Source organism: Actinokineospora sp. UV203 (assembly GCF_056323665.1).
In genome coordinates this window covers 6064912-6090464 of record NZ_CM150484.1, presented here as the reverse complement: position 1 = coordinate 6090464, position 25553 = coordinate 6064912, and the positions used below count along the sequence as shown (strand labels likewise).

General features: G+C 68.1%; 28 protein-coding genes. 17 read left to right on the top strand and 11 right to left on the bottom strand.

All coding sequences use genetic code 11. The features are described 5' to 3' along the window. Position 1 precedes the first annotated feature (1 nt). The 3 genes from ACUZ2Y_RS29325 to ACUZ2Y_RS29315 all read left to right on the top strand — a co-directional run bounded on the left by ACUZ2Y_RS29325 (position 2) and on the right by ACUZ2Y_RS29315 (position 1721). Positions 2-400: an Imm1 family immunity protein gene (locus ACUZ2Y_RS29325; RefSeq protein ID WP_476324951.1), complete on the top strand. Its 399-nt coding sequence runs from the start codon at positions 2-4 to the stop codon at positions 398-400. Positions 401-457: 57 nt separating this feature from the next. Beyond that, positions 458-730 carry an Imm1 family immunity protein gene (locus ACUZ2Y_RS29320; protein WP_476324949.1) on the top strand — a complete coding sequence of 91 codons (273 nt, stop codon included), beginning with the start codon at positions 458-460 and terminating at the stop codon, positions 728-730. Positions 731-821: 91 nt separating this feature from the next. Then, on the top strand, positions 822-1721 hold the full coding sequence (locus tag ACUZ2Y_RS29315; RefSeq protein ID WP_476324947.1) for an NADP-dependent oxidoreductase: 900 nt from the start codon (positions 822-824) through the stop codon (positions 1719-1721). Between the two features lie 45 nt (positions 1722-1766). Here the strand turns inward: ACUZ2Y_RS29315 and ACUZ2Y_RS29310 are convergent, their stop codons facing one another. Further along, positions 1767-2186, bottom strand: a complete 420-nt coding sequence (locus ACUZ2Y_RS29310) for a VOC family protein (RefSeq protein WP_476324945.1) — start codon at positions 2184-2186, stop codon at positions 1767-1769. Between the two features lie 114 nt (positions 2187-2300). After that, positions 2301-4382, bottom strand: coding sequence for a S9 family peptidase (locus ACUZ2Y_RS29305; RefSeq protein ID WP_476324943.1), 2082 nt, complete (start codon positions 4380-4382; stop codon positions 2301-2303). Between the two features lie 160 nt (positions 4383-4542). Here ACUZ2Y_RS29305 and ACUZ2Y_RS29300 point away from each other — a divergent pair, with 160 nt between their 5' ends. From ACUZ2Y_RS29300 to ACUZ2Y_RS29285, 4 genes are all read left to right on the top strand, one after another. After that, positions 4543-5088 (top strand): TetR/AcrR family transcriptional regulator, encoded by a 546-nt coding sequence (locus ACUZ2Y_RS29300; protein WP_476324941.1) that lies wholly within the window; start codon positions 4543-4545, stop codon positions 5086-5088. Continuing rightward, positions 5085-5453, top strand: coding sequence for a VOC family protein (locus ACUZ2Y_RS29295; RefSeq protein WP_476324939.1), 369 nt, complete (start codon positions 5085-5087; stop codon positions 5451-5453). Before ACUZ2Y_RS29300 ends, ACUZ2Y_RS29295 begins: the two co-directional genes overlap by 4 nt. 79 nt (positions 5454-5532) lie before the next feature. Then, the gene (locus ACUZ2Y_RS29290; RefSeq protein ID WP_476324937.1) at positions 5533-5931 is read left to right on the top strand and encodes a nuclear transport factor 2 family protein; all 399 of its coding nucleotides are present in this window, start codon (positions 5533-5535) and stop codon (positions 5929-5931) included. A gap of 69 nt (positions 5932-6000) precedes the next feature. Next, positions 6001-6654, top strand: a complete 654-nt coding sequence (locus tag ACUZ2Y_RS29285) for a hypothetical protein (RefSeq protein WP_476324935.1) — start codon at positions 6001-6003, stop codon at positions 6652-6654. Between the two features lie 2 nt (positions 6655-6656). Here ACUZ2Y_RS29285 and ACUZ2Y_RS29280 read toward each other — a convergent pair whose 3' ends face one another. From ACUZ2Y_RS29280 to ACUZ2Y_RS29270, 3 genes are read right to left on the bottom strand one after another with little or no spacing between them, the layout of a single operon-like run. Further along, positions 6657-7160: a nuclear transport factor 2 family protein gene (locus tag ACUZ2Y_RS29280; protein ID WP_476324933.1), complete on the bottom strand. Its 504-nt coding sequence runs from the start codon at positions 7158-7160 to the stop codon at positions 6657-6659. Positions 7161-7176: 16 nt separating this feature from the next. Beyond that, positions 7177-7653 carry an SRPBCC family protein gene (locus ACUZ2Y_RS29275; protein WP_476324932.1) on the bottom strand — a complete coding sequence of 159 codons (477 nt, stop codon included), beginning with the start codon at positions 7651-7653 and terminating at the stop codon, positions 7177-7179. Further along, on the bottom strand, positions 7650-7955 hold the full coding sequence (locus ACUZ2Y_RS29270) for an ArsR/SmtB family transcription factor (protein WP_476324930.1): 306 nt from the start codon (positions 7953-7955) through the stop codon (positions 7650-7652). The genes ACUZ2Y_RS29275 and ACUZ2Y_RS29270 overlap by 4 nt, the downstream gene beginning before the upstream one ends. Before the next feature lie 105 nt (positions 7956-8060). Here ACUZ2Y_RS29270 and ACUZ2Y_RS29265 point away from each other — a divergent pair, with 105 nt between their 5' ends. Beyond that, positions 8061-8873: a S1C family serine protease gene (locus ACUZ2Y_RS29265; protein WP_476324928.1), complete on the top strand. Its 813-nt coding sequence runs from the start codon at positions 8061-8063 to the stop codon at positions 8871-8873. Positions 8874-8923: 50 nt separating this feature from the next. Here the strand turns inward: ACUZ2Y_RS29265 and ACUZ2Y_RS29260 are convergent, their stop codons facing one another. From ACUZ2Y_RS29260 to ACUZ2Y_RS29250, 3 genes are all read right to left on the bottom strand, one after another. Next, positions 8924-10417: a CoA-acylating methylmalonate-semialdehyde dehydrogenase gene (locus ACUZ2Y_RS29260; RefSeq protein ID WP_476324926.1), complete on the bottom strand. Its 1494-nt coding sequence runs from the start codon at positions 10415-10417 to the stop codon at positions 8924-8926. After that, positions 10417-11763: an aspartate aminotransferase family protein gene (locus ACUZ2Y_RS29255; RefSeq protein ID WP_476324924.1), complete on the bottom strand. Its 1347-nt coding sequence runs from the start codon at positions 11761-11763 to the stop codon at positions 10417-10419. Before ACUZ2Y_RS29255 ends, ACUZ2Y_RS29260 begins: the two co-directional genes overlap by 1 nt. A gap of 147 nt (positions 11764-11910) precedes the next feature. After that, positions 11911-12156, bottom strand: coding sequence for a hypothetical protein (locus ACUZ2Y_RS29250; protein ID WP_476324922.1), 246 nt, complete (start codon positions 12154-12156; stop codon positions 11911-11913). Between the two features lie 169 nt (positions 12157-12325). On the opposite strand from ACUZ2Y_RS29250, the gene ACUZ2Y_RS29245 reads away from it, so the two are divergent. From ACUZ2Y_RS29245 to ACUZ2Y_RS29235, 3 genes are all read left to right on the top strand, one after another. Then, entirely contained in the window at positions 12326-13045 is a 720-nt protein-coding gene (locus ACUZ2Y_RS29245) for a hypothetical protein (protein WP_476324920.1), read from the top strand. A gap of 177 nt (positions 13046-13222) precedes the next feature. Further along, a complete protein-coding gene (locus tag ACUZ2Y_RS29240; protein WP_476324918.1) occupies positions 13223-13561 on the top strand; it encodes a nucleotidyltransferase family protein in 339 nt (112 codons plus the stop codon). A gap of 133 nt (positions 13562-13694) precedes the next feature. Next, the gene (locus ACUZ2Y_RS29235) at positions 13695-13886 is read left to right on the top strand and encodes a HepT-like ribonuclease domain-containing protein (protein WP_476324916.1); all 192 of its coding nucleotides are present in this window, start codon (positions 13695-13697) and stop codon (positions 13884-13886) included. A 441-nt stretch (positions 13887-14327) separates the two neighbouring features. Here the strand turns inward: ACUZ2Y_RS29235 and ACUZ2Y_RS29230 are convergent, their stop codons facing one another. The 3 genes from ACUZ2Y_RS29230 to ACUZ2Y_RS29220 form a co-directional block, all read right to left on the bottom strand. Beyond that, the gene (locus tag ACUZ2Y_RS29230) at positions 14328-14807 is read right to left on the bottom strand and encodes a hypothetical protein (protein ID WP_476324914.1); all 480 of its coding nucleotides are present in this window, start codon (positions 14805-14807) and stop codon (positions 14328-14330) included. Beyond that, entirely contained in the window at positions 14804-14989 is a 186-nt protein-coding gene (locus tag ACUZ2Y_RS29225; RefSeq protein ID WP_476324912.1) for a hypothetical protein, read from the bottom strand. The genes ACUZ2Y_RS29230 and ACUZ2Y_RS29225 overlap by 4 nt, the downstream gene beginning before the upstream one ends. Positions 14990-15677: 688 nt before the next feature. Beyond that, complete coding sequence (locus tag ACUZ2Y_RS29220) at positions 15678-17618, bottom strand: TPM domain-containing protein (RefSeq protein ID WP_476324910.1); 1941 nt, start codon at positions 17616-17618, stop codon at positions 15678-15680. A gap of 83 nt (positions 17619-17701) precedes the next feature. On the opposite strand from ACUZ2Y_RS29220, the gene ACUZ2Y_RS29215 reads away from it, so the two are divergent. From ACUZ2Y_RS29215 to ACUZ2Y_RS29190, 6 genes are all read left to right on the top strand, one after another. Further along, a complete protein-coding gene (locus tag ACUZ2Y_RS29215) occupies positions 17702-19306 on the top strand; it encodes a PucR family transcriptional regulator (RefSeq protein WP_476324908.1) in 1605 nt (534 codons plus the stop codon). Between the two features lie 56 nt (positions 19307-19362). Beyond that, positions 19363-20076 (top strand): adenosine deaminase family protein, encoded by a 714-nt coding sequence (locus ACUZ2Y_RS29210; protein ID WP_476324906.1) that lies wholly within the window; start codon positions 19363-19365, stop codon positions 20074-20076. 548 nt (positions 20077-20624) lie between these two features. Beyond that, the gene (locus ACUZ2Y_RS29205; RefSeq protein ID WP_476324904.1) at positions 20625-22163 is read left to right on the top strand and encodes an NCS1 family nucleobase:cation symporter-1; all 1539 of its coding nucleotides are present in this window, start codon (positions 20625-20627) and stop codon (positions 22161-22163) included. Continuing rightward, positions 22156-22998: a nitrilase-related carbon-nitrogen hydrolase gene (locus ACUZ2Y_RS29200; protein ID WP_476324902.1), complete on the top strand. Its 843-nt coding sequence runs from the start codon at positions 22156-22158 to the stop codon at positions 22996-22998. The genes ACUZ2Y_RS29205 and ACUZ2Y_RS29200 overlap by 8 nt, the downstream gene beginning before the upstream one ends. Before the next feature lie 9 nt (positions 22999-23007). After that, positions 23008-24393, top strand: coding sequence for a dihydropyrimidinase (hydA, locus tag ACUZ2Y_RS29195; protein ID WP_476324900.1), 1386 nt, complete (start codon positions 23008-23010; stop codon positions 24391-24393). Between the two features lie 10 nt (positions 24394-24403). Further along, on the top strand, positions 24404-25399 hold the full coding sequence (locus tag ACUZ2Y_RS29190) for a TIGR03842 family LLM class F420-dependent oxidoreductase (RefSeq protein ID WP_476324898.1): 996 nt from the start codon (positions 24404-24406) through the stop codon (positions 25397-25399). Positions 25400-25553 lie beyond the last annotated feature (154 nt).

Genomic DNA, 25553 nt, shown 5'->3' with positions numbered 1-25553 from the left:
CGTGCACTACGACCGCGCACATGCGTCGTCGCCGGTCCGGGTCGATACCGAGCAGCAGATCGACGACTTGATCGACCGGCTCCGCGCCGAATCACCCGCCCAAGCGCCACTGTTGATGCAGGTCGCACTGGCCGTCGATCCCTACACGCAGGGACTCGACGTGGGGATCAAGCGTGACCGAGGCGTGCTGCGCTACAGCGGGCGCGACTGGTTCGAAGGCGTGTACAGCGTCGGCGAACTGCCCGCCGATGAACCACCCACGTACTTCTACATGGATACGGACACAGAGTTTCCGACAAATTCGGAACTGTCGATCGACACCATTCGGTTGGCTGTCAAAGAATTCATGACAACAGATGGCGCCCGTCCCACCTGCCTTGACTGGCAACCCGCCGGATGACCAGACGGCTGCCCGACGACTGCCGCCGCCAAGACCAATGGAAACCGATGCGCCGCCATGATTCAGGTCGGCATCAGCGGAAACGAGGGCTACCCGATCCTCGAAGTCGGACTTGGCCAAGAGCGGGGCTTTATCACCTACCACGCCGAGGATGGTGGCGCCACCAGCGGCGACGGCAATCCGGAGGGCGTGATGGAAGTCGTGGAATGCGTGTACATGGGCAGCGTCAGCGAAATCCCGGCCGATGTGGAAGTGCCCATTGAGCAGGTACGACACGGCCTTCGCGAGTTCCTCGACACCGGCTCGCGTCCGTCGACAGTGCGGCAGTAGCTTGCCTCGGCTGGCGGCCCTTCGGCCCTAGTTGGACAGTGCGCGCTGAGGTGGAATTGATCGACCAGGGGCCGAGTGAAACGGGTCAACCATGCGCGCGATCGTGATGGACGAATACGGCGGCCCGGATGTGCTCCACCTCAAGGACGTGCCCACGCCCGAGGCCGGGCCGGGGCAGGCGCGGGTCCGGGTACGGGCGGCGGGGATCAACCCGTACGACGCCAAGCTTCGCGCGGGTTTTCTGCGGGATTTCTTCCCGATCACGCTGCCCGCGATCCCCGGCCTGGAAATCGCGGGGACCGTCGACCAGGTCGGGCCCGATGTCGACTGGGCCGAGGTCGGCGACGAGGTGTTCGGATTCGCCGACACCGGCGGCTACGCCGAATACGCGCTGGTCACCAAGGTGGTGCCCAAACCGGCCGAACTGGACTGGACGACAGCGGCGGGCCTGCCGTTCGCGGCCGAAGCGGCCAGCGGGGTGCTCGACCAACTGGCTCCTGCCGACGGCGAAACCATCCTGATCAACGGCGCGGCAGGCGCCGTGGGAACCGTCGCCACCCAACTCGCCATAGAACGCGGCGCGACCGTGATCGGGACCGCCAGCGAAGGCAACCACTACCACCTGCACGACCTGGGTGCCACGCCGGTGACCTACGGCCCCGGCCTGGCCGACCGAGTACGAGCCCAAGCCCCCAACGGCGTCGACGCGGTGTTCGACATGGGCCAAGGCGGCCTCCCCGACGCGATCGACCTGCGCGGCGGCACCTCCCGGATCATCACCATCTCCGACATGAGCGCCTATCAGCTGGGAATCCCCCTCTTCGGCGCAGCCGAACGCGACCCCTCCGCCCTGGCGGACGTCGCCCAGCGAGTGGCCGACGGCCGCCTCGCCCTGCCGATCCGCACCTTCCCCCTGGCCGACGCCGCCGCGACCCACAAACTCGTGGAAACAGGCCACAACCGAGGCAAGCGGGTCTTCACAGTGGAGTGACCGCTGAGCCGCGCACGGTGTCGCACGCGGCTCTCGGCGGTCAGCTCAGACCTTCGCCTGGTCTCCGGCGATGTTCACCATCCACGCGACGCCGTACTGGTCGCTGCACATGCCGAACTCGTCGCCCCACATCTGCTTCTCCAGCGGCACCTGCACGGTCCCGCCGCCGGACAGCTTCTCCCACCAGCCGTGCAGCTCGTCGGAGTCGTCGCCGCTGAGGCTGACCGCGTACGCGGAACCCGGGTTGTACTCCTGGCCGGGCGGGGTGTCGGCGCCCATGAGTGTGAAGCCGTTGTCCGCCTCGAGCATGGCGTGCATGATCTTGTCGGACTCCGGCGCGTCCGGCATGCCGAATTCACCGAAGGTGTTCAGCGTCAGGTTGCCGCCGAAGACGTCCTTGTAGAACTCCATCGCCTGCCGTGCGTCGCCGTTGAAGCTGAGGTAGGGGTTGAGACGGGAAGCCACCGGAATCTCCTTGTCACCAGACTGGATCGAACCCGTCGAAGCCTAGCCACGGCCACCGACAATCACCGGCTGGAACGGGGCCTGACCTGTTGAAATAGGCCAGGCCCCGAACACTCACAGACCCAGTGCCGACTTCAGCCAGCGCACCTGCATCAGCATGAAGTTCTCCGCTACGTCGTCCTCCTGCGGCGTCATGTGCGTGACCCCCGGCAGCGGCAGCAGCGCGTGCGGCCGGCCGGCCGCGACCAGGGCGCTCGACAGGCGGATCGAGTGGGCCACCACAACGTTGTCGTCCGCGAGCCCGTGGAGGATCAGCAGCGGCCGGTCCAACTTCGGCGCGTCGTCGATCAGGGAGTTGCGGGCGTAGACGTCCGGGCGCTCGTCGGGGTGGCCGAGGTAGCGCTCGGTGTAGTGGGTGTCGTAAAGCCGCCAGTCGGTGACCGGGGCGCCCGCGATGGCCGCGTGGAAGACCTCGGGCGCGCGCAGGACCGCCAAAGCCGACAGGTATCCGCCATAAGACCAGCCGCGGATGGCCACCTTCGTCAGGTCCAGGTCGGGGTGGTCGGCGGCGACCGCGTGCAGGGCGTCGACCTGGTCGGTCAGGGTGACGTCGGCGGGTTCGAAAGCGATTGCGCGCTCCCACTCCGGGCCGCGCCCGGGCGTGCCGCGACCGTCGGCGATGATCACGGCGAAACCCTGGTCCGCCAACCACTGCGGGACGAGGTAGGCGTTGCGTGTGGACAGCACACGCTGCGCGTGCGGGCCGCCGTAGGGGTCCATGAGGACCGGGACCTTGGTGCCCGGCACATGCCCGGTCGGATACAGGACCGCGACCCGCAGCGCGCGCTCGCCGACCGTCAGCAGCTGGACGTTCGGGGTCAGCGGCGGCTCGACGGCGAGACTCTCGACCTCACCGAGGACCTCGCCCCCACGCAGGACGCTGATCTTGGGGCCGGACCAGCCGAGCGACCAGGACGTCAGGATCGTCACGTCCCCACCGCGGGCGGCTGAATGCACGCCGTCCACAGTGGACACCTGGACCACCTGCTCGACCGTCTCGCCCGCGCGGTACACGTGGACCTGGGTCGGGTCGTCGGCCGAGGCGGTGAACAGGATGTCGTCGCCGACGTCGAGCACCGAGCGGACCTGCAGGTCGCCGGAGACGGCCTCGTCGCCGACGAACAGGCGGTTGGCGCCATCGGCGGCGGCCACGCGCACCAGCTTGCCGTCGGGGGTCCACGCCGGGACACCGGTGACGATCTCGATCCAGGTGTCGTCGGTGTCGGTATGCACGACCTCGGTGGCGCCGGTGTCCGGGTCGACCGCGCGGATCTCCACGGTGCGCTGATCACGGGACTGCACGGCGATCAGCGGCTTGCCCGCGGCTGACCAGTGCGCGGTGGTCAGGTACTCCAGCTCGCCGTCCCAGTCGACGTCGACGCGGGTGCCGTCGAGGCTGACAATGGCGAGGCTGACCTTGACGTTCGGCGTTCCCGAAGCCGGGTAGGACACCGTCACCGGGGTCGCCTCGGGGTTGGCCGGGTCGGCGATGTGCCAGCGCTGGACCTCGCGCTTGTCGGTGAACGCGACCAGCAGCTTCGTGCCGTCCGGGGACCACCAGTACCCGCGCGAGCGGCTCATCTCCTCGGCCGCGACGAACTCAGCGAGCCCACACGCCCGGTCCTCGCCCTCCGGCGCGGCGATGGCCCGGTCATCGGCGCCGTCCACGCCGACCACGCGCAGAGCGTCGTCGGCGACGTAGGCGACGTGGGTGCCGGTCGGGTCGGGGCGCGGGTCGATGATCGGGGTCGCGGTGGCCAGTTCGCGCGTCTCCCCGGTGTGCGCGTCGGCGACGAAGAGCCGACCGGACAAGGCGAACGCGACGACTCGGGACTGCGCGTCGGTGGCGCAGCCGATCACCCCGGCGCCCTGTTCGCGGCTGCGCTCACGGCGCGCACGCTCCTCCGGGGACAGCTCCTCGGAGCCGCCGAGCAGCACGGCCGGGTCGCCGAGCCGGGTCGCGGCCCCGCTCGTCAGGTCCTGCTTCCACAGGATGTGGGTGCGGTCCTCGCCGGTCGCCGACCTCAGGAACAGCGCGTAAGCGCCGTCCGGGGCGACGCGGAACTCGCGGGGGGAGCCGAGGGTGAAGCGCTGGGTGCGCGCTTGAAGGCGGAGAAAGGTCGTCTCACTGGTCACACCCACAACCTAAACGAACGGCGACCAGGGGCCCGTCTCGAACCAGCCGGCGGCCGATTACGGCGGCCGCCAGAAAGGGGCGGCGGAGACCCCCAGCCCCCGCCGACCCGGGTGGTACCGTACCATACGGTATGGCACGTTTTCGGAAGGGTCGCGAAGCATGGCGGGTAAGCGGGACTGGCTGCGCGAGGGAATCTCGATCTTGACCGTGGAGGGGTCCCAAGCGCTGACGATCGACCGGCTCTGCGGCCGCCTCGGTCTGACCAAAGGGTCGTTCTACCACCACTTCGCCGGAATGGCGGGGTACAAGGCCGCCCTGTTGGAGCACTTCGAGCGGATCGGCACGCAGCGCTTCATCGAGGCGGTCGAAGCCGACCCCGTCGAACCGGTGGTCATGCTCGACCGCCTGCTGGACATGGTGATGGCCAGCACCGAACTGGGGCTGGACACCGCGATGCGGGCCTGGGCGCAGCAGGACGCGCAGGCGGGCGAGATGATGGCCAGGGTCGACCAGGCCCGCGTCGCCTACATGGAATCCCTCTGGCTGCGCCACCGCGGCGACGCGGCCGAGGCCCGCATGGTCGGCCAACTCCTCTACGCGGTCCACGTCGGCGCGCGGCACATGCTTCCGCCCCTGGAGCGACACGAACTCGGTGGCGTGTACCGGCTGCTTCTGGACCGGCTCAAGGGATGGACCGGCCCATGATCGGCGAACTGCAGTGCGTGGTGCTGGACTGCCCGGACGTTCTCGAACTGGCGGACTTCTACCGCTCGCTCCTCGGCGGCACCGTCAACCAGCCCGATCGCCGGTGGTCAGTCGACGACGATTTCGCCACCCTGCACACGGAATCCGGTCTGGTGCTCGCGTTCCAACGGGTCAGCGACTTCCGCCGCCCGCGATGGCCGGACCCGGCACACCCGCAACAGTTCCATTTGGACATCGAGGTGCAAGACCTCGACGAAGCCCAGGGGCGGGTCATCCACCTCGGCGGCACCCTCCTGCACGTCGATTCCCGAGGGTGGCGCGTTCTCGCGGACCCGGCGGGCCACCCCTTCTGCCTGCTCGGCTGATCCGCGCGCACTCCGCGAGCGGATCCGCCACGAGCGAACGCCACGGCGGTGCGGCCGAGTGGCGTCCATAGTGGGAACCATGCCGAACGTCGACCACACCGAAAGCCTCCGTACCGCCGAGCGGCGCCTCCAGACCGCCCAGTTGACCTCCGATGTGGACACGTTGAGCGAGCTGATCGACGACGCCGCATGGTTCACCGGCCCGGACGGAAAGCTCTACACCAAACAGGACGACTTGAGCGCACACGAAACCGGCCATCAGGTGCTGAGCCGCCTCGACGAGGAGGACCTGCGGGTGCTGGCCACCGCGCACAGCGGTGTCACCTGGTTCCTCGGCACCTTGGAAGGCACTGTCGGCGGCCAACCGCTGACCGCCCGACTGCGCTACACACGGACCTGGGCCCGTGGCGAGCAGACGGGCTGGAAGATCATCGCGGCCCACGCCACATTCCTCACCGAGGAACCATCCGCGGCCTGAGCCTCGCGCGCGGGCGACAAGATCACCAATGTCTGGAACTCCGGGCGGCCCATGGTCTTAGATCGTGGGGTGACTTTCGCCATCGGCATCTTCGATCTGTTCACCTACGCCATCCCCGGATCGCTGTACCTGGCGTTCTTCGCCCACGTGATCACCCGCCTGCACCTGCTCGGCGGCGGCGCGATGGCGGGCACACCGGCCTGGCTGCTGGTGGTCCTGGTCGTGCTGCTGAGCTACCTGCTCGGTTATCTGGCCTATCCGGCGGGCGAGGCGGCGAACCGGATCGTGCCGCGTCGGCGCAAGCGGAATCCGAGCCAGGAATTCGTGGAACGGGTTCCCGCGTCCAAGGACCGCGACTTCGTCCATGCGGACAAGTTCCTGCTGCTGTCCGCCCTGGAGCTGCACGACAAGGACGTCGCGCTCGAGGTGAAACGACTGCGGGCGACGGGCCTGATGCTGCGCAACTCCGCACCACCACTCGCCCTGGGCTTCGGCGCCGCGGTGGTCGAGTTGTTCGTCGGCCGCAATCCCGCACTGGCGGCCGGCTGCGCCGTTCTGCTGCTCGGCGGATTCGTCGCGTTCATCGTCCAGGCCCGCCGCCTCGGGCACTGGGCGATCATGAAGACACTCGAACTGTGCTACTGGATTCCCCACATCGACGACCGGTGCCGCCAAGCCCCGAAACCCTCAGCGAGCCCCGGGGCGACTTCCAGCGGGTCGTGACGTCAGGACTTGGCGCGGGCCGGGTCGGCCATCGGCACGATGTGTTTTTCACCGAGTCGGGTGACCACCGCCAGCGGCTTGCTCAGCACCGAGACCAGTCGGGCGACGGCTGGGCGTCCCTGCTTGCGCAACAACAGCGGCCCGATCTTCCCCATGATCTCCGTCGCCGCGGGCAACGGCCTGCCGAACAGCGTCAGCTCCGTGATCAGCCCGTTCTCGTCGAACCGCAGCAGCTGCGCCTCTTCCAGCGCCTCCCGGCCACAACGCCCGTGATAGAACAAAGCCCGGGTCTTGTCGTCGCCGACCTCGGTGTGGAACTTGATGTCGCTGATCACCGTGAACGCGGCCGCCATCATCGCCGACACCTGGTCGGGTCCGGTGAAGCGGAATCGGGCGGTCAGCGGTGAGATGACCGTGACGGTCGGGGCGAGCAGCGGCCGAACCGCTTTCGCGTCAGCGCTCTCGGCTGCCGCCCGCCAGGCGGCTGTGGTCTGGTCCGTGGTCATACCCGACGGTACCGACTCAGCCCTCCACCGCGCGGGCGAACGACTGCAGGGTCAGCGGCCAGCCGCGGTCGGAGTCGAAGGCGCCCTGAAGGTCACCGCCCGCGTCGCCGTGGCGTTCGATGTGGCGGTGTTCGAGTTCGACGCGGGTGGTGTCTGGGCCCTCGGGGACAAACCGGACCTCGATCTCGCTGGCCCGCGAGGTGTCCGGGTCGTACTTCCAGTCGCCCTGCAGCTGCCAGGTCAGAACGAACCGGTCGTGCGGGTCGTAGGCGAGCACCGATCCCCAGTCGCATTCGGCGCCGTCCTTCCCGATCTCGAACCAGCGGCCGCCGGACTTGGGCTCGATGACGACGTCGGCGAAGTCGGTGTCGCCGATGTGGTGTTCGGCGGGCCACCACGCGCCCATCTTGGTGGTGAACACGGTGAACGCACGCTCCTGCGTAGCCTTCACGGTGATCGATTTCTGGACGCGCATCTCAGTTTCCTGAGTCATGTTTCCTCCTCCTCGACAGCGGCCGCGAAAGCCGCCAATGCCTTGTCCCACAACTGATCGAGATAGCCGCGCAGCGCCGCGACGCCCGCCGGGTCGACCCGGTAGCGCCTGCGGGTGCCCTCGGCGTGGTCGACGACCAGGCCCGCGTCCTTGAGCACCTTGAGGTGCTGCGACACCGCGGGCCTGCTCACCGGCAGCTCGGCCGCCAGCTCGCCCACCGCGCGCGGCCGTTCGACGATCAGCTCGAACACCGCCCGTCGAGTCGGGTCGGTGAGTGCCGCGAAGGCTGCTTGGTAAGTCACCACGAACGGTAAGTTACGCCTTACCGAGATGCGGGTCAACGGTTTCTTGGCCAATCCCTCGCCATTCCACAGGATTCTCATATCCGGCGAGCGGACCTTGGACCCATGAACCAGTGCCCGCCGCTCTACACCCACCCCCAGCCGCCGCGTGGCCGCGTCAAGCGCGGCGCCGTCGCCCTGGTCGCCGCGTCCGTGCTGGGCGCGGGCGCCCTCGGCGGCGTGGCGGGCGCGCTGATCGGGACCGACCTACCGTCCGCGCTGCACCCGACCATCGCCCAGAACGCCTCGGTCAACACCCCGACCGACATCACGGCGACGGTCGCCAAGGTGATGCCGAGCGTCGTGCAGGTCGGTGTGCGGACCGCGAACGCCGAGGGCGTCGGGTCCGGCGTCATCCTCAGCGCCGACGGCCGCATCCTGACCAACAACCACGTCGTCGCCGGCGCCCGCGAGATCACGGTGACCTTCGCCGACGGCAAGACCGCGCAGGCCGAGGTGCTCGGCGTCGACCCGGGCGCCGATCTCGCGCTGCTGCAAGCCAAAGGCGTCTCCGGGCTGACCCCGGCTACTCTCGGCGACTCCGGCGATCTGAAGGTCGGCGACGAGGTCATCGCGATCGGCTCGCCCGCCGGTCTGCAAGGGACGGTCACGACCGGCATCGTCAGCGCCCTCGACCGTGACGTCTCGATCCCCAACCGGGGTTCGCGAGGCGCGTCGTACAAGGCGATCCAGACCGACGCGTCGATCAACCAGGGCAACTCCGGCGGCCCGCTGTTCGACACCGCGGGCCGGGTCATCGGGATCAACTCGGCGATCTACTCCCCCGTCTCCGGCGCCGACGGATCAGCTGGGAGCGTGGGCATCGGCTTCAGCATTCCGATCGACGCGGTGAAGTCGGTGCTGTCGAAGATCGAGTGACACCACGCACCGGGCGGGCCACGTGGGCCGTGGCCCGCACGGTGCGTGTCCTACACGTTGCGCGGGAATCCGAGATTGACGCCGCCGTGTGAGGGATCGAGCCACCGGCTGGTGACCACTTTCGTCCTGGTGAAGAAGTGGATGCCGTCGGGGCCGTACGCGTGGGTGTCACCGAAGAGGGAGTCCTTCCAGCCGCCGAAGGAGTAGTAGCCGACCGGCACCGGGATCGGCACGTTCACGCCGACCATGCCGATCTCCACCTCGTGCTGGAACCGCCGGGCCGCGCCGCCGTCGTTGGTGAAGATCGCCGTCCCGTTGCCATACGGGTTGGCGTTGACCATCTCGACAGCGTCCTCATAGGTCGGCACGCGGACCACGGACAGCACGGGACCGAAGATTTCGTCTTGGTAGAGCGCCATTCCCGGTTCGACGTGGTCGAACAGGGTGGGCCCGAGCCAGAAGCCCTCGGGTTCGCCGTCGATCTCGTGGTCGCGGCCGTCGACGACCAACTCAGCGCCTTCGCCGGTTCCCCTGTCCACATAGGACGTCACCTTGTCCCGATGGGCGGCGGTGACCAGCGGGCCCATCTCACAGCCCGGACGCCTGCCGTCGCCGACCTTGAGTTTCGCGATCCGGTCGCGGATGCGGCTCACCAGGTCGTCGCCCACCGGGTCGACGGCGACAACGACCGAGACGGCCATGCACCGCTCCCCCGCCGAGCCGAAACCCGCCGACACGGCCGCGTCCGCCGCGAGGTCGAGGTCGGAGTCGGGCAGTACGACCATGTGGTTCTTGGCCCCGCCCAACGCCTGCACGCGCTTGCCGTGCCGCGTCCCGGTTTCGTAGACGTAGCGGGCGATCGGGGTCGAGCCGACGAACGAGATCGCCCGCACGGCCCGGTGTTCGAGCAGGCCGTCGACCGCGACCTTGTCGCCGTGCAGCACGTTCAGCGCGCCGTCGGGCAGGCCCGCCTCGGCGAACAGCTCGGCGATGAAGTTGGCCGCCGACGGGTCCTTCTCGCTCGGCTTGAGGACCACCGTGTTGCCGCACGCCAAGGCATTCGGCACGAACCACAGCGGCACCATCGCCGGGAAGTTGAACGGCGAGATCACCCCGACCACGCCCAGCGGCTGGCGCAGCGAGTACACGTCGACCCGGGTCGAGACGTTCTCGCTGTACCCGCCTTTGAGGAGGGTGGGCACCCCGCAGGCGAACTCGACCGCCTCCATCGCGCGCTGCACTTCGCCCGCCGCGTCGTCGGTCACCTTGCCGTGTTCGGCCGTGACCAGATCGACCAGCTCCCGCTTCCGGGCGTTGAGCAGTTCGCGAAATCCGAAAAGGACAGACGTTCGAGCCGCCAGCGAGGCGTCCCGCCACTCCACGGAGGCCGTGCGCGCCGCCGAGACGGCCGCTTCGATCTCCGTGGACCCCGCGAAATCGACATGGGCGGCGACCTGTCCGGTCGCCGGATCGAAGACCTCGCCGAAGCGGTCGGTGTCGCCCGACCACGGCTTGCCGTCGATCCAGTGGCTGATCCTGCGCATCAGCTCTCACCGCCCCGCACCGCGGCGATGGATTCGCCGAGCACGTCGAGGGCTTCGTCGACTTCGTCCTCCGCCAGCGTCATGGGTGGCGCCAGCCGGATGACATTGTTGTGCAGCCCGCCCTTTCCGACGAGCAGTCCGCGCGACCGGGTTTCCTCCAGCACCCGCGCCGCGGCCTTCGGGTTGGGTTCCTTGCCGCCCGGCACCACGAACTCGATGCCGATCATCAGGCCCTTGCCCCGAACGTCCCCCACCACCGGGTTGCGCGTGGCGATGTCGTGGAGCCCCTCGGACAGGCGCAACCCGAGCTTGGCCGCGTTCGCCTGCAAGTCGTTGTCCAGGATGTAGTCGAGCACGGCGTTGGCGCCCGCGGTGGCCACCGGGTTGCCGCCGAAAGTGGAGATCGAGTTGGCCGTCAGGCAGTCCATGACGTCCGGGCGCGCGACCAGTCCGCCGATGGCCAGCCCGTTGCCCAGGCCTTTGGCGAAGGTCATCATGTCCGGGGTGACGCCGTGGGCCTGCATGCCCCAGAAGTGCTCGCCCGTGCGGCCCCAACCGGTCTGCACCTCGTCGGAAACCAGCAGGATGCCGTATTCGTCGAGAATCTCCTTGTATGCCTGGAACAAGCCGTCCGGCGGAACGCAGAACCCGCCCACGCCTTGGATGGGCTCGGCGATCATGCACGCCACGTCGCCGGAAGTGGTGGTCTGCAACACTTCCCGAAGGTCGTCGGCGCACGCCCGGATGTAGTCCACATCGGACAGATGGCCGAACGGACTGCGGTAGCGGTAGCCGCCCTGGGCGTAGCTGACCTTGACCGGGGACAGCGAACTGGCCGACCAGCCGCGGTTGCCGGTGATGCCCACGGTGGCGAACGCACGGCCGTGGTAGGAGTTGCGGATCGCCAGGACCTGGTTGCTGCGGCGGAACTGGGTGGCCAGCATGAGCGCGGTCTCGTTGGCCTCGGTGCCGGAGTTGGTGAAGAACACCTTGGCGTCGGGGATGCCGGACAGCTTGGCGATCTTCTCGGCCAGCTCCACCTGCCCCCGGATCAGGTAGAGGGTCGAGGTGTGCAGGACGCCGGTGTCGAGCTGGCGGCGGATCGCGTCGCTGATCTCGGCGACGTCGTAGCCGATGGCGTTGGTCAGGATGCCGGCGAAGAAGTCGAGGTAGGTGGCGCCCGTCGAGTCGGTGACCCGCCTGCCCTCGGCGCGCACGATCTCGATCGGCTCGTCGTAGTAGAGGGCAAGCCACGACGGCAGGACGGCGCGGTGACGGTCGATCAGCTGGTTCTGCTCGATGTCGGCCATGCCGCGAGTCTGGTCCGCGACCGGCGTCGGCACCATGGTCACTCTGTATCGGCGATTGGGGATGACGCTACAGAGTGACCACCGGGAACGGTCACGTCGCAGCAAAGGCGATTAGTGTTTCTCTCACCGTTTTCAGGAGACCCCTCATTCGCCGGACGGTCGCCTGCGACTCGGTCACAGTGGTCAGGTGACGATCACCCAGCTTCGGCTGTCGAGACCGGTCGCCGCGCCATGGCACCTGCCGCGGTGTACCTCGCCGTCCGACTCGCCGGGCTGCTGATGCTGGCCGTGTTCGCCGAGTTCCACGACGAGAAGCTGCAGACCCTGCTGCGGTCGTGGGACGGGAACTGGTACCTGACGATCGCCCAGAACGGCTACGAGCAGGTGCCGAAGGATTTCGTCGACGCCTTCGGGAACCACACGTCGCACACCGCGATGGCGTTCTTCCCGGGGTTCCCGTTCAATCCTGCGCGGGGTCGCTGCGGCCACGGGGGTCAGCCAGTTCGCTGCGGCCCTAATCGTCAACGTCGCCGCGGGCATCGCCGCCGCCTACGCCGTCGCCCGCATCGGCCGTCGACTCGCGGGCGGACGCGGTCTCGTGCTGGTCGCCCTGTGGGCGGGCACGCCGATGGCGATCACTCTGTCGATGACGTACACCGAGGCCCTGTTCACCGCGTTCGCCGCGTGGGCGCTCGTGTCGGTGCTGGAGCGGCACTGGGTGGAAGCAGGCTGCTACGCCGTCGGCGCGGGCCTGATCCGCCCCACCGCCACCGTCATCGTGGGCGTCGTGTGCCTGGCAGCCCTGCTGGCGCTGCGGTCCGACCGCAGGTGGGAGGTAGTGGTCGGCGGCCTGCTCGCCCGACTGGGCTACTGGGGCTACGTCGCCGCCCAAACCGGGAACTCGGCGGGTGGTGGGCAGATCCAGCGGGAGGGCTGGAACTCGCGGTTCGACTGGGGGGTGTCGAGCTTCACCTTCGCCACCCGCATCCTGGCGGACGGCAAGGTGGTGATGGACCTGCTGATCGTGCTGATCCTGCTGGGCGCGATCGCTCTGACGGCTGCGAGCGCGGCCCTCTATGGGGCGGGGATCGTGGCGGTGACGATCGGATCGGACGGGATGATGGCGTCGAAGCCTCGGATTGGTGCCCGCTTTCGTGCTGCTGATCCCGATCGCGGTGGCTTTGGCGGGGTGGTCGAGGGTGACGATGGTGGCGTGGACGGTCACCTTCATGCTGTTCGGCTCCTGGTTCAGCGCCTACAGCCTCACGGCGTGGGACTACACGATCTGAACCTGGCCGCTCGACAGACGTCGATATAGCATGTGCTATATGGATGCGGACGCAGGGCTCGAAGCATCTTTGGCGAGTGTGGCCGCCGAAGCCGATGAACTGCGCACCCGCGCAAGCGCGTCGCTACGCGAGGCGGTAGGAAAGCAGCCGATCAAGGCCTCACGCAGAACCAGATCGCCCGCGCCATCGGCCGAAGTCAGCCAGAGGTGTCCAGGCTGATCAGGGCGTATCGAGCCAGGCGGTTCCAGCCGAAATCACCACTGGGCAGAATCCTCGCGCGGCACCGAGACGAAGTCCTCGCCCTCGCTCATGCCCACAAGGTCAGCAACGTCCGGGTCTTCGGGAGCGTCGTACGCGGAGACGACGATGAATCCAGCGACATCGACCTCTTGGTCGATCTTGCCCCGGGAGCCGACCTGTTCGATTTGGCTGCCCTCGACCTCGAATTGGAGCGGCTGCTCGGACACCCGGTCGACATCGTCCCCGCCCGAATGCTCAAGCCACACGTTGCCCCCTCCGCGCTCTCCGACGCGGTCGACCTATGACCAGGCGGCGACGCAGCGATTCCCAACACCTCGAAGACGCCCGCGAGCATCTGCGCGTGCTTGATGAGCACCTCTCACGTGGATCACTCGACGACGTCTTGGTGCGGAGGTCGCCATCGACGCTGTCGGCAAGGTGAGCCCCAGCCTGCTCCAATCACCTGACGACTGGCCAAAGATCGTCGGTATGCGCAACATGCTGGCGCACCAGTACGCGGATCTCGACCAAGAGATCCTGCAGAACACCATCGACCACCGGCTGACCGGGTTCATGGATCTCATCGAGCGCCTCCAGCAAGCCGCTCTCCGCGCGGACGAGTCGGGCTGATCCTGGAGATCCACGACTGACGCAACCCCGCGAGGTATTCACCGAACTACTCGAAGCGGATGCTTCCACCGTCTGAACTCGCCCTCCTCAACGCACTCGAACGCCAATGGCACACCGCCACAGCAATGGTCACAGCCCACCCCGCCATCCCGGAACCGCGCCACGTCAATTCATCGGCGCCGCAGAGGCATAACGAATTCAGCGCCCCTCACACCGTTGGCATGAGGGGCACCACAACTCAGCAGCTCAACCCGCCCACAGACGATCAAGCTGGAGCAATGTCCTCCAGAACTCCTCCATAGGGGCACCATGACCCGCCAACCTGGCGATCAACGCCCAAACACAGAAAAACCGCTTGACCAGCAGAAACTGGATGATCAGACGGATTCAACCAACTTGTGGAGCTGAGGGGACTCGGACCCCTGACCCTCACACTGCCAGTCAACCGGCGCCAGAGATCATGATCGACCACAGATCGCCAGGCGCAAGGGGCTCATCCACGCCCGTGGATTCATCAACAGCGACGAGGACTACATGAGATTCTGCAAGGCGATAACACTGGTACCCAGATTGCCCTTCGAGCCTTTCCGATAGACGGCCGCCATTGCGTTGGACCGCGTCACGAAATGCTTCCAGCGTAACCGTTCGCCCAAGGCCAGAAAGGGACGGCTTGAGAAGATCGGGGATGATACTGCGAGAAGTCGTCGCTAGTCGATGAACTTGCACGGCGATACCCTCGCACACGTCGCCGAACAAGCCGAATTCTAGAAGTCCATAATCTAGACGGAGAGACCGTCTTCTTCGATCCGCGACACAACTGTCGCCTAGTGCACCGCGCACTTCCTCCGCCGAGCTGCCGATGCCTAGACCTGCAACGGTACCAGTAACCGCGACGCGCGCAAGAAAATCAATTGCCGTCATTTGATGTTCCCCAGCGCCTTGATCAGGTAGTTCATTTCCGACGCCCGGTTCTTCGAATTTCCCCAGTTGTGGTTATTCATATCCGCCATGGCGGATCGCGCCTTATCGGCAAGGTCTGCCCTCAACTGCGGGTCGTTCATAACGGCATTTCTGGCAACCGTCACATCGCGCGCACTCGCCATACCGTTACTCGCTCATCGTGAATCGAAGTCCAGTAGCAGCCAGGAGTTCGCAGGCGTTCATCACTGAAACCTGGTAATCATCCAGGTCATCCGGTGCGCCCGCCGCCCCTTGCGGAGGGGCGCTGAACGCGGAGCTGTCTAGGGCACACCGGAAGACCATTTCAGCTTCTCCTCGTCAGGGTGTACCCAGGTAGCGATACGCCGTATTAAACAAGCCATTTGGACCCGGGACGATCAGAGCATAAGGAGCCTGAGCAATCGTTCCATCCGGCCTGATCACCTGCCCGAGACCATCAGGCAATCTTACCGAGAACGGCCCGGCCTCAGGGGCATGAACACCCCGGAGGAAGTCGGCCGCAGCGTCGTTATCAAGCCATTGCCCCCTGATCATTTCCGGTGCTGCGAGCTCGGTCGGTCAGACTGCGGGTGTTCTTCGCCCCAGCACCATGCGTCTTAAACGAGTGCCCCCAGGTCTTCACGCTGTTCGCGGCCCAGTGGACTGAAGTCCGTGCGGACCACGGTCGGCGCCTAAGTCCGCTTGCGAAAGCGCACACCAGACATGTCACTCCTCCACACGCCCTTGGACCCGTCACTTCCTGGACAGAACTGATCAACCCGCAATCCTGACGGACACACCGCCTCGACACTGCCCCCAGGCGGCCCGGCAATACGTCCGGAAGAGTTCGATCTAGAAGCGGCCGCCGCCGCCGATGCGGCGGGAGCTGCTGGAGCCGCCGAAGGAGCCGGGGCTGTAACCACCACCGCCCCCGCCTCCCCGCAACACGCTGTTCAGCAGAATCCCGCCCAAGATCGCGCCCGACGTGCCACCGAACGGGGACTGCGGTGTGTTGCGCCGCTCCCATTCGCGGACATCGGCCTCCGCTGCCTGGGCGGCGCGGGCACCCAAGTCGGCGGCGGTTTGGGCGTGTTGGAGGGCCGTCGACGGGTCGGACTCGCGCAACCGCCCGGCCTCGTCGAGGTGGCGTTGGGCTTCTGACAGGCGAGTGCGTGCTTCGGCTTCGACAGCGCCCCTGCGGGTCGAGATGAAGTCGCCCGCGGCGGACACCTGGGCGGACGCGGCGGTCATCGCCTGGTCGAACTGCTGGCGAAGGCGTTCGACGCGCTGCTTCTCCGAAGCGGCGGCGGCGATGGCCTTGTCGAGTTCGACGTCGGCCGCGGCGATCTCGGTGAAGCTGCCCAGCGGGTTGCTGCCCTGCGCGGCCTCGGCGCGCGCCAGGGCGGCGGTGGCGGCGGCGCGAGCGGAGGCCAAGTCCTCGCCGCCGTGAGCGGCCAAGTCACCCGCGGCGGCGATGTCGGCGCGGGCCTCCGCCAACGCGGCGGGCAGCGTGACGATGGCGTGGCGGATGTTGTCGGCGGCGCTGTCGACCGCGTCGAGGAGGGTGCGGGCCTGGCCGACCGCGCCCTCGGCGGCGCGGATTGCGGCGACGGCCGGGCCCTGTTGGCCCGCCGGGCGGGCCACGAACGAGCGGCCCTCGGTGATGTTCCGGTCGGCGAAGTCGAGCCGCTCCTTCGCGTGGGTGACATTGTCGCGCACCGGGGCGAGGGTGGGGGCGGGGAACTCCCCGATCAAGCGGTCCAGCGTCGCCGACGAGTCCGGCAGGCGGCTGCTGAGGGTGACCATCTCCTGGGTCAGCGCGTCGAGTCGCTGCGGCGCGTTGATCAGCAGGTCGCGCAGGCCGTCGAACTCGGCGACCTGGGCGTCGAGTCCGCGGTCGGCTTCGCCGCAACCGCTGATGATGTCGACCAACATGTCCCGCTGCTGCTGCGGAGTCTCGGGGATCTTGTCGTCGAGCCGCTGGCGGAGGGTGAACGCCTGGGCGAGCGCCGCCTTCGCGGTGTCGAACGCCTCGGCGAACGGGCGGGTCTGGTCGGCGCCGAACTCGCCGCGGGCCAAGTCGAGTTCCTCGGCGCTGGTGCGCAGGGCGTTGTCCAACTCGACCAGAAGATCCTTGGACCGCTGGTCGAGCGCCTCCACCGGCAGCGCGCTCAGTGCCGCCGTGTCGAGCGGGTCGATGTCGCGGGCGGCCTCGATGCCCGCCTTGACCCGCGCCCGCTTGCGGACACGCGTGTAGAGGTACACCCCGCCAAGTCCCGCGGCGATCGCGGCGCCGCCGATCAGCAGGCCGCGCCCCGAGGCCGACCCGCCGGCGGCGGTGTCGAGCCCGGACGCGGCGGCGACGGCCGCACCCGCCCAGTCCTGTGTGCGCAGGGCCGGTTCGATGCCGTCGACCAGCAGGTCTTCGAACTCGGCGTCGCTGATCTCCTGGGGCAGGCCGGCGGAGAACAGGTTGTACTCGCGGTCCACCGTGGCGACAGCCAGCACGACATCACGGTCGCCCAGCGCGCTGAGCGTGACGGTGCGCTGAGCCCACGAAGCGGCGGCCTGGCCGTCGAAGTCGGGCACGAAGACCACCCACAGGCGCAGCTTGCGCGAGTCGTAGAGCTTGTCGATCGCCGCCTGCACCTCGGCCCGCTCACCGGCGTCGAGCGCTTGCGCCGTGTCGGTGATCTGGTTCGGCAGCCGCGACGGCGGGTCGGCCGATGCCGCCCCCGGCAGGCAGATCAGGACTAGGAAAGCCACGACGGTCAACACCCGGGCGAACGGCATGGCGTGAATCTATCGGGTGGCGGACGGGTGTACCGGCTGGTCAAGGTGTACCGACCCGCCTCGTGGCCCCTTACAGTGTGTAGATGTACCCGACCGTGTCGGAGATCTTGGCGCTGCCGGTCATGCGGCAGGGCGTGCCGACCGTGGTCGCGGGCGCGTCCGGGCTCTCGCACCGGGTCCGCTGGGTGCACGCCGCCGAGGTCGCCGACATCGCCCACCTGCTGCGCGGCGGCGAACTGGTCCTCACCACCGGCATCGCCCTGCCCGACGACCCGGAGGCGCTGACCCGCTACGTCGACGAGCTGGCCGGGATCGGCGCCGCGGGGATCGTGGTGGAGCTGGTCCGACACTGGAGCCACGCCCTGCCCCCGGCGCTGTCGGCGGCCGCCGAGCGGCACCGGCTGCCGCTGATCACCCTGTCGCGGGAGACCAGGTTCGTCGCGGTCACCGAAGCCGTGGTCGGCCTGATCGTCGACGCCCAGGTCGCCGAGCTGCGCACCGCCGAGCAGGTGCACGAGACGTTCACCGCGCTCACCGTCGCGGGCGCCGAACCCGCCGAGGTCCTGCGCGAGGTGTCCAGGGCGTCGGGCCTGCCGGTCGTGCTGGAGACGCTGGCCCACGACGTCCTCGCCTACGACGCGGGCGGCGAGCCCCCCGGTGAACTCCTGGCCGACTGGGCCCGCCGCTCCCGCGCGGTCACGGTCTCCGAGCGCACCGCGTACCACGACGCGGCGGGCTGGCTGGTCACCGTTGTCGGCGCGAGGGGCAACGACTGGGGCAGGCTCGTGCTGCTCTGCCCGGAGCCCCCCGCCCATCACCACATCGTGATCGTCGAGCGCGCCGCCTCGGCGCTGGCGGTGCACCGGCTGGCCGCCCGCGACCGCGAAGGCCTGGAACGACACGCCCACCGAACCCTGCTCACCGAGCTGCTGGCCGCCCCCACCCCACCCGCGGACCTCGTCGCGCGGGCCACCGGACTTGGCGTGCCGCTGGAGAACCGCCAGCTCATCGGCGTCTCCGTGCGGCCGGGCACCGAGGTGACCCCGGCACCGGCGATGGCCACCCAGGAGGTCCTGCGCGACCTCGCGGAGGCCACCTCCCTGGCGACCCGGCGGGCCCGGGTGGCGGCCCTGGTCGGCATCGTCGACGACACCAGTGTGCGAGCACTGCTCTCACTGACCCCGCAGGCCGACACCCAGTCGGTCCTGCGCAGGCTGGCGAAGGAAATCCACCAGTCACCCCGCGCCATAGTCCTGGCGGTGGGGACGACGGTCGGCACGATCAGCCAGGCCCGACGCAGCCTGGTCGAAGCCGCCCACGTAGCCCAGGCCGCCCTACGCGCGCCCGGCACGAAACCCTTCCACCGCCTCGACGACGTCCGGCTGAGGGGATTGCTGCACCTGCTCGCCGACGACGACCGGGTGGCCGCCTTCGCCGACCGCGAACTGGCCGCCCTGATAGCGCGGGACGCGGCCCACGGCAGCAGGCTGCTGGACACGTTGCGGCACTACTGCGAACACGGCGGCAACAAGTCGGCGGCGGCAGCGGCCGCGCACATGTCCAGAACCGCCTACTACCAGCAACTCGCCCGAGTCGAGCAGATCCTGGGCGTGTCCATCGACGACCCGGAGTCGGTGCTTTCGCTGCACGTGGCGCTTCTGGCCTTGGACGTGCGCAACAGCGGGTAGACGAACTGCCCCAAAAGGCACGCGGCAACGCGCGCCTGCCGATAGCCTCGGGGAACGTGACCGATCTGATCTCGCGTCTCCCGAAGACCGACCTGCACCTGCACCTCATAGGTTCAGCCTCCGTCGACACCGTCCTCGAACTGGCCAAACGCCACCCGGACCGGGGCGTCCCCACCGACCGGCAAGCGCTGGCCGACTTCTACGCCTTCCGCGACTTCCCCCACTTCATCGAGGTCTACTCCGCCGTGGACGTTCTCGTCACCACCGCCGAGGACGTGACTCTCGACTTCCTCCGCGCCCACGCTCCTGAAGGGACAGTCGCCTTAGGACTCGCCGGGCTGGAGAACGGCGTGCCGCGGGCGAAGTTCGCCGACCACTTCGCCCAAGCCCGTGCCCTCGGCCTCAAAGCCGTCGTGCACGCGGGCGAGACCACCGGCCCGGACACCGTGTGGTCGGCGCCGCGGGACCTCAAGGCCGACCGCTTCGGCCACGGCACGAGTTCCACCCAAGATCCCGAACTCGTGACCCACCTCGTCGAGCACGCCATCCCGGTCGAGGTGTGCGTGTCGTCGAACCTGCGCACCAACTCCGTGCCCGACCTCGCGAGCCACCCGGTCGGCGAACTGCTCGCCGCCGGGGTCACCGTCTGCGTCGCCACCGACGACCCCGGCATGTTCGACACCGACCTCGCCCGCGCGGGCGTGGCCGCGAGCTACGCCCCGGACACGCTCAAGAAAGAGTTGACCGACCGGATAGCGAACATTGGGTGACACCACTATTGCTGTCCCTGATGATTCAGGGGACGGGAATGGGGACGACCATTTCCGCCGCGGGCACCCGACAGTGCCTGTCTTCCAATGCTCCGACCCTCCAGAACAGCACGACGGCCAGCACGAATATCACCGCGATCGCCGCGGCGGGCACGAGCCGAGCGCTGAGACCGGGTGGATTCTCTTGGCAATCAACAGGATTGTCATCGGCCGCAGTGTCCGATACGGATCGTCGCGAATCAAGCCAGGCCATGGAACCCCCCGGTTACCGCCGCCCCAAGGAAATTCGGCGAAACAGCGCCGATTCCCTCCGAAACTCGAACGTAACGTTTATGTCGGCATCGGGCAATAGGCCAAGGCGACGCACAGGGGGGCACATATAGGGGGTGCCCGATCGCATAGCCCGCGGCGACGCCACCCCCGGATTAAGCAACTGGCACTGTGTGCACTGTGTGCGGGAAGCATGAACACAGTGACACTGCCGGGTGACAGCGGCTGCCTCCACGATGCCGGGATGGAACTCTGATCCACGAGCATCGGAGTAGGCGATGGCGATTGCGGAACAGTCCACTCAGATCACCCAGCCCGACGGCCGGGTCGACCTGCCCGACCACGCCGGGATAGCGAACAGCCGCTACTACAACCCCGAACTCGCACCCGTGCCGGTCGAGAAGCGCACGTGGACGACGTATAACTACTTCGCGCTGTGGATGGGGATGGCGCACAACATTCCGAGCTACACGCTGGCGGCGTCGCTGATCGCGTTCGGGATGGACTGGCTCCAGGCGTTCATGACGATCACCCTGGGCAACCTGATCGTGTTGATCCCGATGCTGCTCAACAGCCACGCGGGCACCAAGTACGGCATCCCGTTCCCGGTGTTCGCCCGCGCGTTCTACGGGGTGCGCGGGGCCAACCTGGCCGCGCTGCTGCGCGGGTTCATCGCGTGCGGCTGGTTCGGCATCCAGACCTGGGTCGGCGGGCAGGCGCTCTACGTCATCGTCGGCACCCTCGCGGGCGACGGCTGGACGAACTCGGCGGTGGTGCTCGGGCAGCACTGGACGCTGTGGCTGTGCTTCGGACTGTTCTGGATCGTCCAGATGCTGATCATCTGGCGCGGGATGGACGCGATCCGCCGGTTCGAGAACTGGACCGCTCCCCTGGTGTCGGTGGGGTTCCTGATCCTGCTGGGCTACGTGCTCGTCAAGGCGGGCGGGCTCGGCCCGATCCTCTCGGCGCCGTCGAAGCTGGGCTGGGGTGCGGACTTCTGGAAGGTCTTCGCGCCGTCACTGATGGCGATGATCGCGTTCTGGGCGACGCTGTCGCTGAACATGCCGGACTTCACCCGGTTCGGCGGCAGCCAGCGCAAGCAGATCCGCGGCCAGATCCTCGGCCTGCCGACGACGATGTCGTTCATCGCCATCGTCGCCATCCTCACCACCTCGGGCGGGCAGGTGCTCTACGGCGAGGCGATCTGGGACCCGGCGCTGCTCGCGGCCCGGTTCGACAGCCCGGCGGTCATCATCGTGGCGCTGGTGGCGCTGGTGCTGGCCACCGTGTCGTGCAACCTCGCGGCCAACGTGGTCAGCCCGTCCTACGACTTCTCCAACGCCTTCCCCAAGCGCATCACGTTCGCGATGGGCGGGCTCATCACCGGGGTCATCGGCATCGCGGTCATGCCGTGGCGGCTGATCTCCGACCCGTCGATCTACATCTTCGCCTGGCTGGGTTTCTACGGCGGGGTGCTGGCCGCGGTGGCGGGCGTGCTCGTCGGCGGGTATTGGTTGGTTGTGCGCACGCACCTCGACGTCAAGGACCTCTACCGCGACGGCGGCGGCCGCTACTGGTTCAACGGCGGCTGGAACCTGCGCGCCGTGGCGGCCACCCTGGTCGGCGCGGTGCTCGCGGTCGGCGGCGCCTACGGCGGGCCGTTCCCCGCCGACGGGCTGATCCCGCTGCTCAAGCCGCTCTACGACTACAACTGGCTCGTCGGCGTCGCCGCCGCGTTCGCCACCTACCTGGCGCTGTCGCTGCCCTCGCGCGATAGCGATCCCGTTCGGCTACACGAAGGAAACGCACATGCCTAACATCATCAGGGCGGGGCTGGTCCAGCAGAAATGGACCGGCGACAAGGACTCCATGATCGCCAACGCGGTCGAGGCCATCGCCACCGCCGCGTCGCAGGGCGCGCAGGTGGTGTGCCTGCAGGAGTTGTTCTACGGCCCCTACTTCTGCCAGGTGCAGGACGCCGACTACTACTCCTACACCGAGGGCATCCCCGACGGCCCGACGACCGAGCTGATGTGCGAGATCGCCGAGCGGCACGGGGTGGTGCTGATCGTGCCGATGTACGAGCAGGAGCAGCCCGGGGTGTACTTCAACACCGCCGCGGTGATCGACGCCGACGGCACGTACCTGGGCAAGCACCGCAAGAACCACATCCCCCAGGTGAAGGGGTTCTGGGAGAAGTTCTACTTCCGGCCCGGCAACCTGGGCTACCCGGTGTTCGACACCGCCGTCGGCCGCATCGGCGTCTACATCTGCTACGAGCGGCACTTCCCCGAGGGCTGGCGCGCACTGGGCCTGGCCGGGGCGAAGATCGTGTTCAACCCCTCGGCGACCAGCCGGGGGCTCTCGGAGTACCTGTGGCGGCTGGAGCAGCCCGCGGCGGCGGTGGCCAACGAGTTCTACGTCGGCACGATCAACCGGGTCGGTGTGGAACCGCTGGGCGACAACGACTTCTACGGTCAGTCCTACTTCGTCGACCCGCGCGGGCAACTCGTCGGCGACGCGGCGTCGGACACCGAGGAGGAGATCGTCGTCCGCGACCTCGACATGGACAGGCTCGCCGAGGTCCGCGACCTGTGGGCGTTCTACCGCGACCGCAGGCCCGACACTTACGAATCGCTCACCCGGCCCTGAGAGGACGCGATGACCACGCTCATCCGCAACGGCACGGTCGTCAACGCGACCGGCCGGATGGCCGCCGACGTGCTGGTCGACGGCGAGACGATCGCCGCCGTGGCGGCTCCCGGTGTGTTCACCGAGGCCGACACCATCATTGACGCGACCGGGAAGTACGTGATCCCCGGCGGGATCGACGCGCACACGCACATGGAGATGCCGTTCGGCGGCACCTTCTCCAACGACACCTTCGCCACCGGCACCACGGCGGCGGCGTGGGGCGGCACGACAACGATCATCGACTTCGCCGTCCAGGCCAAAGGAACGTCACTGCTGTCCACTATGGACAAGTGGCACGAGAAGGCGGACAACCACTGCGCCATCGACTACGGCTTCCACATGATCATCTCCGACGTGAACGACTCGTCGCTCAAGGAGATGGAGTCGTGCATCGACGCCGGGGTCAACAGCTTCAAGATGTTCATGGCCTACCCCGGTGTCTTCTACTCCACCGACGGCGAGATCCTGCGCGCGATGCAACGCGCGTCGGAGACCGGGTCGATGATCATGATGCACGCGGAGAACGGCATCGCCATCGACCAACTCGTCGCCCAGGCCATCGCCGCGGGCCGCACGGAACCGGTGCACCACAGCCTGACCCGGCCACCGGAGCTGGAAGGCGAGGCGACCTCCCGGGCGATCCAGCTCGCGAAGGTCACCGGCGCGCCGCTCTACATCGTGCACCTGTCGGCCCGACACGCGCTCGAAGCCGTGGCGGCGGCCAGGAACACCGGACAGAACGTGTTCGCCGAAACCTGCCCGCAGTACCTCTATCTGTCCATTGAGGACATGAAGAAGCCGGGCTTCGAAGGCTCGAAGTACGTCGCGTCGCCGCCGTTGCGACCCAAGGACCACCAGACGGACCTCTGGCGCGGGCTGCGGACCAACGACCTGTCGGTGGTGTCGACCGACCACTGTCCCTTCTGCTTCAAGGACCAGAAGGAGATGGGCCGCGACGACTTCTCCAAGATCCCCAACGGGATGCCGGGCGTCGAGCACCGGATGGACCTGCTGCACCAAGGGGTCGTCGCCGGTGAGATCAGCCTGGAGCGCTGGGTGGAGATCAGCTCCACCACGCCGGCGCGGATGTTCGGCCTGCACGGTCGCAAAGGGACGATCGCGCCGGGCGCGGACGCCGACATCGTGGTGTACGACCCGACCGCCAAGCAGACCATCTCGGCGGCCACGCACCACATGAACGTCGACTACTCCGCCTACGAGGGCATGGACATCACCGGCAAGGTCGACACGGTCCTGTCCCGGGGCGCGGTGGTCATCGCCGACGGCGCGTTCCACGGCCGCGAGGGGCACGGCAAGTTCCTCAAGCGCGACCTGTCTCAGTACCTCATCTAAGGAGCGGGACATGGATTTCGGAGTGGTGCTGCAGACCGACCCGCCCGCGCGGGAAGTCGTGCGGCTGATGGCCGAGGCCGAGCAGCGGGGTTTCACCCACGGCTGGACGTTCGACTCGTGCGTGCTCTGGCAGGAGCCGTTCGTCATCTACTCGCAGGTGCTGGCGGCGACGAACTCGCTGGTCATCGGTCCGATGGTGACCAACCCGAGCACGCGTGACTGGTCGGTGACCGCGTCGCTGTTCGCCACCCTCAACGACATGTTCGGCAACCGCACCGTCTGCGGCATCGGCCGCGGCGACTCCGCCCGCCGGGTCATCGGCCAGAAACCGGCGACCCTCGACGTCCTGCGCGAGGCCATGCACGTCATCCGCGAACTGGCGGAGGGCCGCGAGGTCGAACACCACGGGGCGCCCGTGCGCATTCCGTGGGTGCGCGACGGCAGGCTGGAGATGTGGATGGCCGCCTACGGCCCGAAGGCGCTGAAACTGGTCGGCGAACACGCCGACGGCTTCATCCTGCAGACGGCCGACCCGGCCATCGCCAAGTGGACCATCGACGCCGTGCGCGACGCGGCGAAGGCGGCAGGCAGAGACCCTGGCGGCATCACCATCTGCGTCGCCGCCCCGGCCTATGTCGGCGACGACCTGGCTCACCAACGCGACCAGCTGCGCTGGTTCGGCGGCATGGTCGGCAACCACGTAGCCGATCTGGTCACCCGCTACGGCGAGTCGGGCCCGGTGCCGCACGAGCTCACCGATTACATCCGCGGCAGGCAGGGCTACGACTACGCCCACCACGGCAAGGCGGGCAACCCGTCCACCGACTTCGTCCCCGACGAGATCGTCGACCGCTTCTGCCTGCTCGGCCCGGCCTCGGCCCACGTCGACCGGATCGCGGAGCTGACGGAGCTGGGCGTCGACCAGTTCGCCCTGTACCTGATGCACGACCAGCGCGAGAAGACCCTGGCCGCCTACGGGGACGACGTGATCCCGCACGCGGGCTGACTCGCCCGATGGGGCGGCCGGACGTGTCCGTTCGGCCGTCCCGAAGGCGATAACCGACCGACGCCCGCGCCAGCAGGGTGAGGGGACCATCCCGGATCCCGAGGAGTCGGCCCATGAGCGAGCCTGCGAGCGAATCAATGTCACAGTGCCTTCG

Excerpts from the sequence above, each read along its gene's own strand:
- ACUZ2Y_RS29320 (WP_476324949.1), top strand. The coding sequence starts at position 458 with ATGATTCAGGTCGGCATCAGCGGAAACGAGGGCTACCCGATCCTCGAA.
- ACUZ2Y_RS29315 (WP_476324947.1), top strand. The coding sequence starts at position 822 with ATGCGCGCGATCGTGATGGACGAATACGGCGGCCCGGATGTGCTCCAC.
- ACUZ2Y_RS29300 (WP_476324941.1), top strand. The coding sequence starts at position 4,543 with ATGGCGGGTAAGCGGGACTGGCTGCGCGAGGGAATCTCGATCTTGACC.
- ACUZ2Y_RS29295 (WP_476324939.1), top strand. The coding sequence starts at position 5,085 with ATGATCGGCGAACTGCAGTGCGTGGTGCTGGACTGCCCGGACGTTCTC.
- ACUZ2Y_RS29290 (WP_476324937.1), top strand. The coding sequence starts at position 5,533 with ATGCCGAACGTCGACCACACCGAAAGCCTCCGTACCGCCGAGCGGCGC.
- ACUZ2Y_RS29280 (WP_476324933.1), bottom strand. The coding sequence starts at position 7,160 with ATGACCACGGACCAGACCACAGCCGCCTGGCGGGCGGCAGCCGAGAGC.
- ACUZ2Y_RS29275 (WP_476324932.1), bottom strand. The coding sequence starts at position 7,653 with ATGACTCAGGAAACTGAGATGCGCGTCCAGAAATCGATCACCGTGAAG.
- ACUZ2Y_RS29265 (WP_476324928.1), top strand. The coding sequence starts at position 8,061 with ATGAACCAGTGCCCGCCGCTCTACACCCACCCCCAGCCGCCGCGTGGC.
- ACUZ2Y_RS29260 (WP_476324926.1), bottom strand. The coding sequence starts at position 10,417 with ATGCGCAGGATCAGCCACTGGATCGACGGCAAGCCGTGGTCGGGCGAC.
- ACUZ2Y_RS29255 (WP_476324924.1), bottom strand. The coding sequence starts at position 11,763 with ATGGTGCCGACGCCGGTCGCGGACCAGACTCGCGGCATGGCCGACATC.
- ACUZ2Y_RS29230 (WP_476324914.1), bottom strand. The coding sequence starts at position 14,807 with ATGACGGCAATTGATTTTCTTGCGCGCGTCGCGGTTACTGGTACCGTT.
- ACUZ2Y_RS29225 (WP_476324912.1), bottom strand. The coding sequence starts at position 14,989 with ATGGCGAGTGCGCGCGATGTGACGGTTGCCAGAAATGCCGTTATGAAC.
- ACUZ2Y_RS29220 (WP_476324910.1), bottom strand. The coding sequence starts at position 17,618 with ATGCCGTTCGCCCGGGTGTTGACCGTCGTGGCTTTCCTAGTCCTGATC.
- ACUZ2Y_RS29215 (WP_476324908.1), top strand. The coding sequence starts at position 17,702 with ATGTACCCGACCGTGTCGGAGATCTTGGCGCTGCCGGTCATGCGGCAG.
- ACUZ2Y_RS29205 (WP_476324904.1), top strand. The coding sequence starts at position 20,625 with ATGGCGATTGCGGAACAGTCCACTCAGATCACCCAGCCCGACGGCCGG.
- ACUZ2Y_RS29200 (WP_476324902.1), top strand. The coding sequence starts at position 22,156 with ATGCCTAACATCATCAGGGCGGGGCTGGTCCAGCAGAAATGGACCGGC.
- hydA (WP_476324900.1), top strand. The coding sequence starts at position 23,008 with ATGACCACGCTCATCCGCAACGGCACGGTCGTCAACGCGACCGGCCGG.
- ACUZ2Y_RS29190 (WP_476324898.1), top strand. The coding sequence starts at position 24,404 with ATGGATTTCGGAGTGGTGCTGCAGACCGACCCGCCCGCGCGGGAAGTC.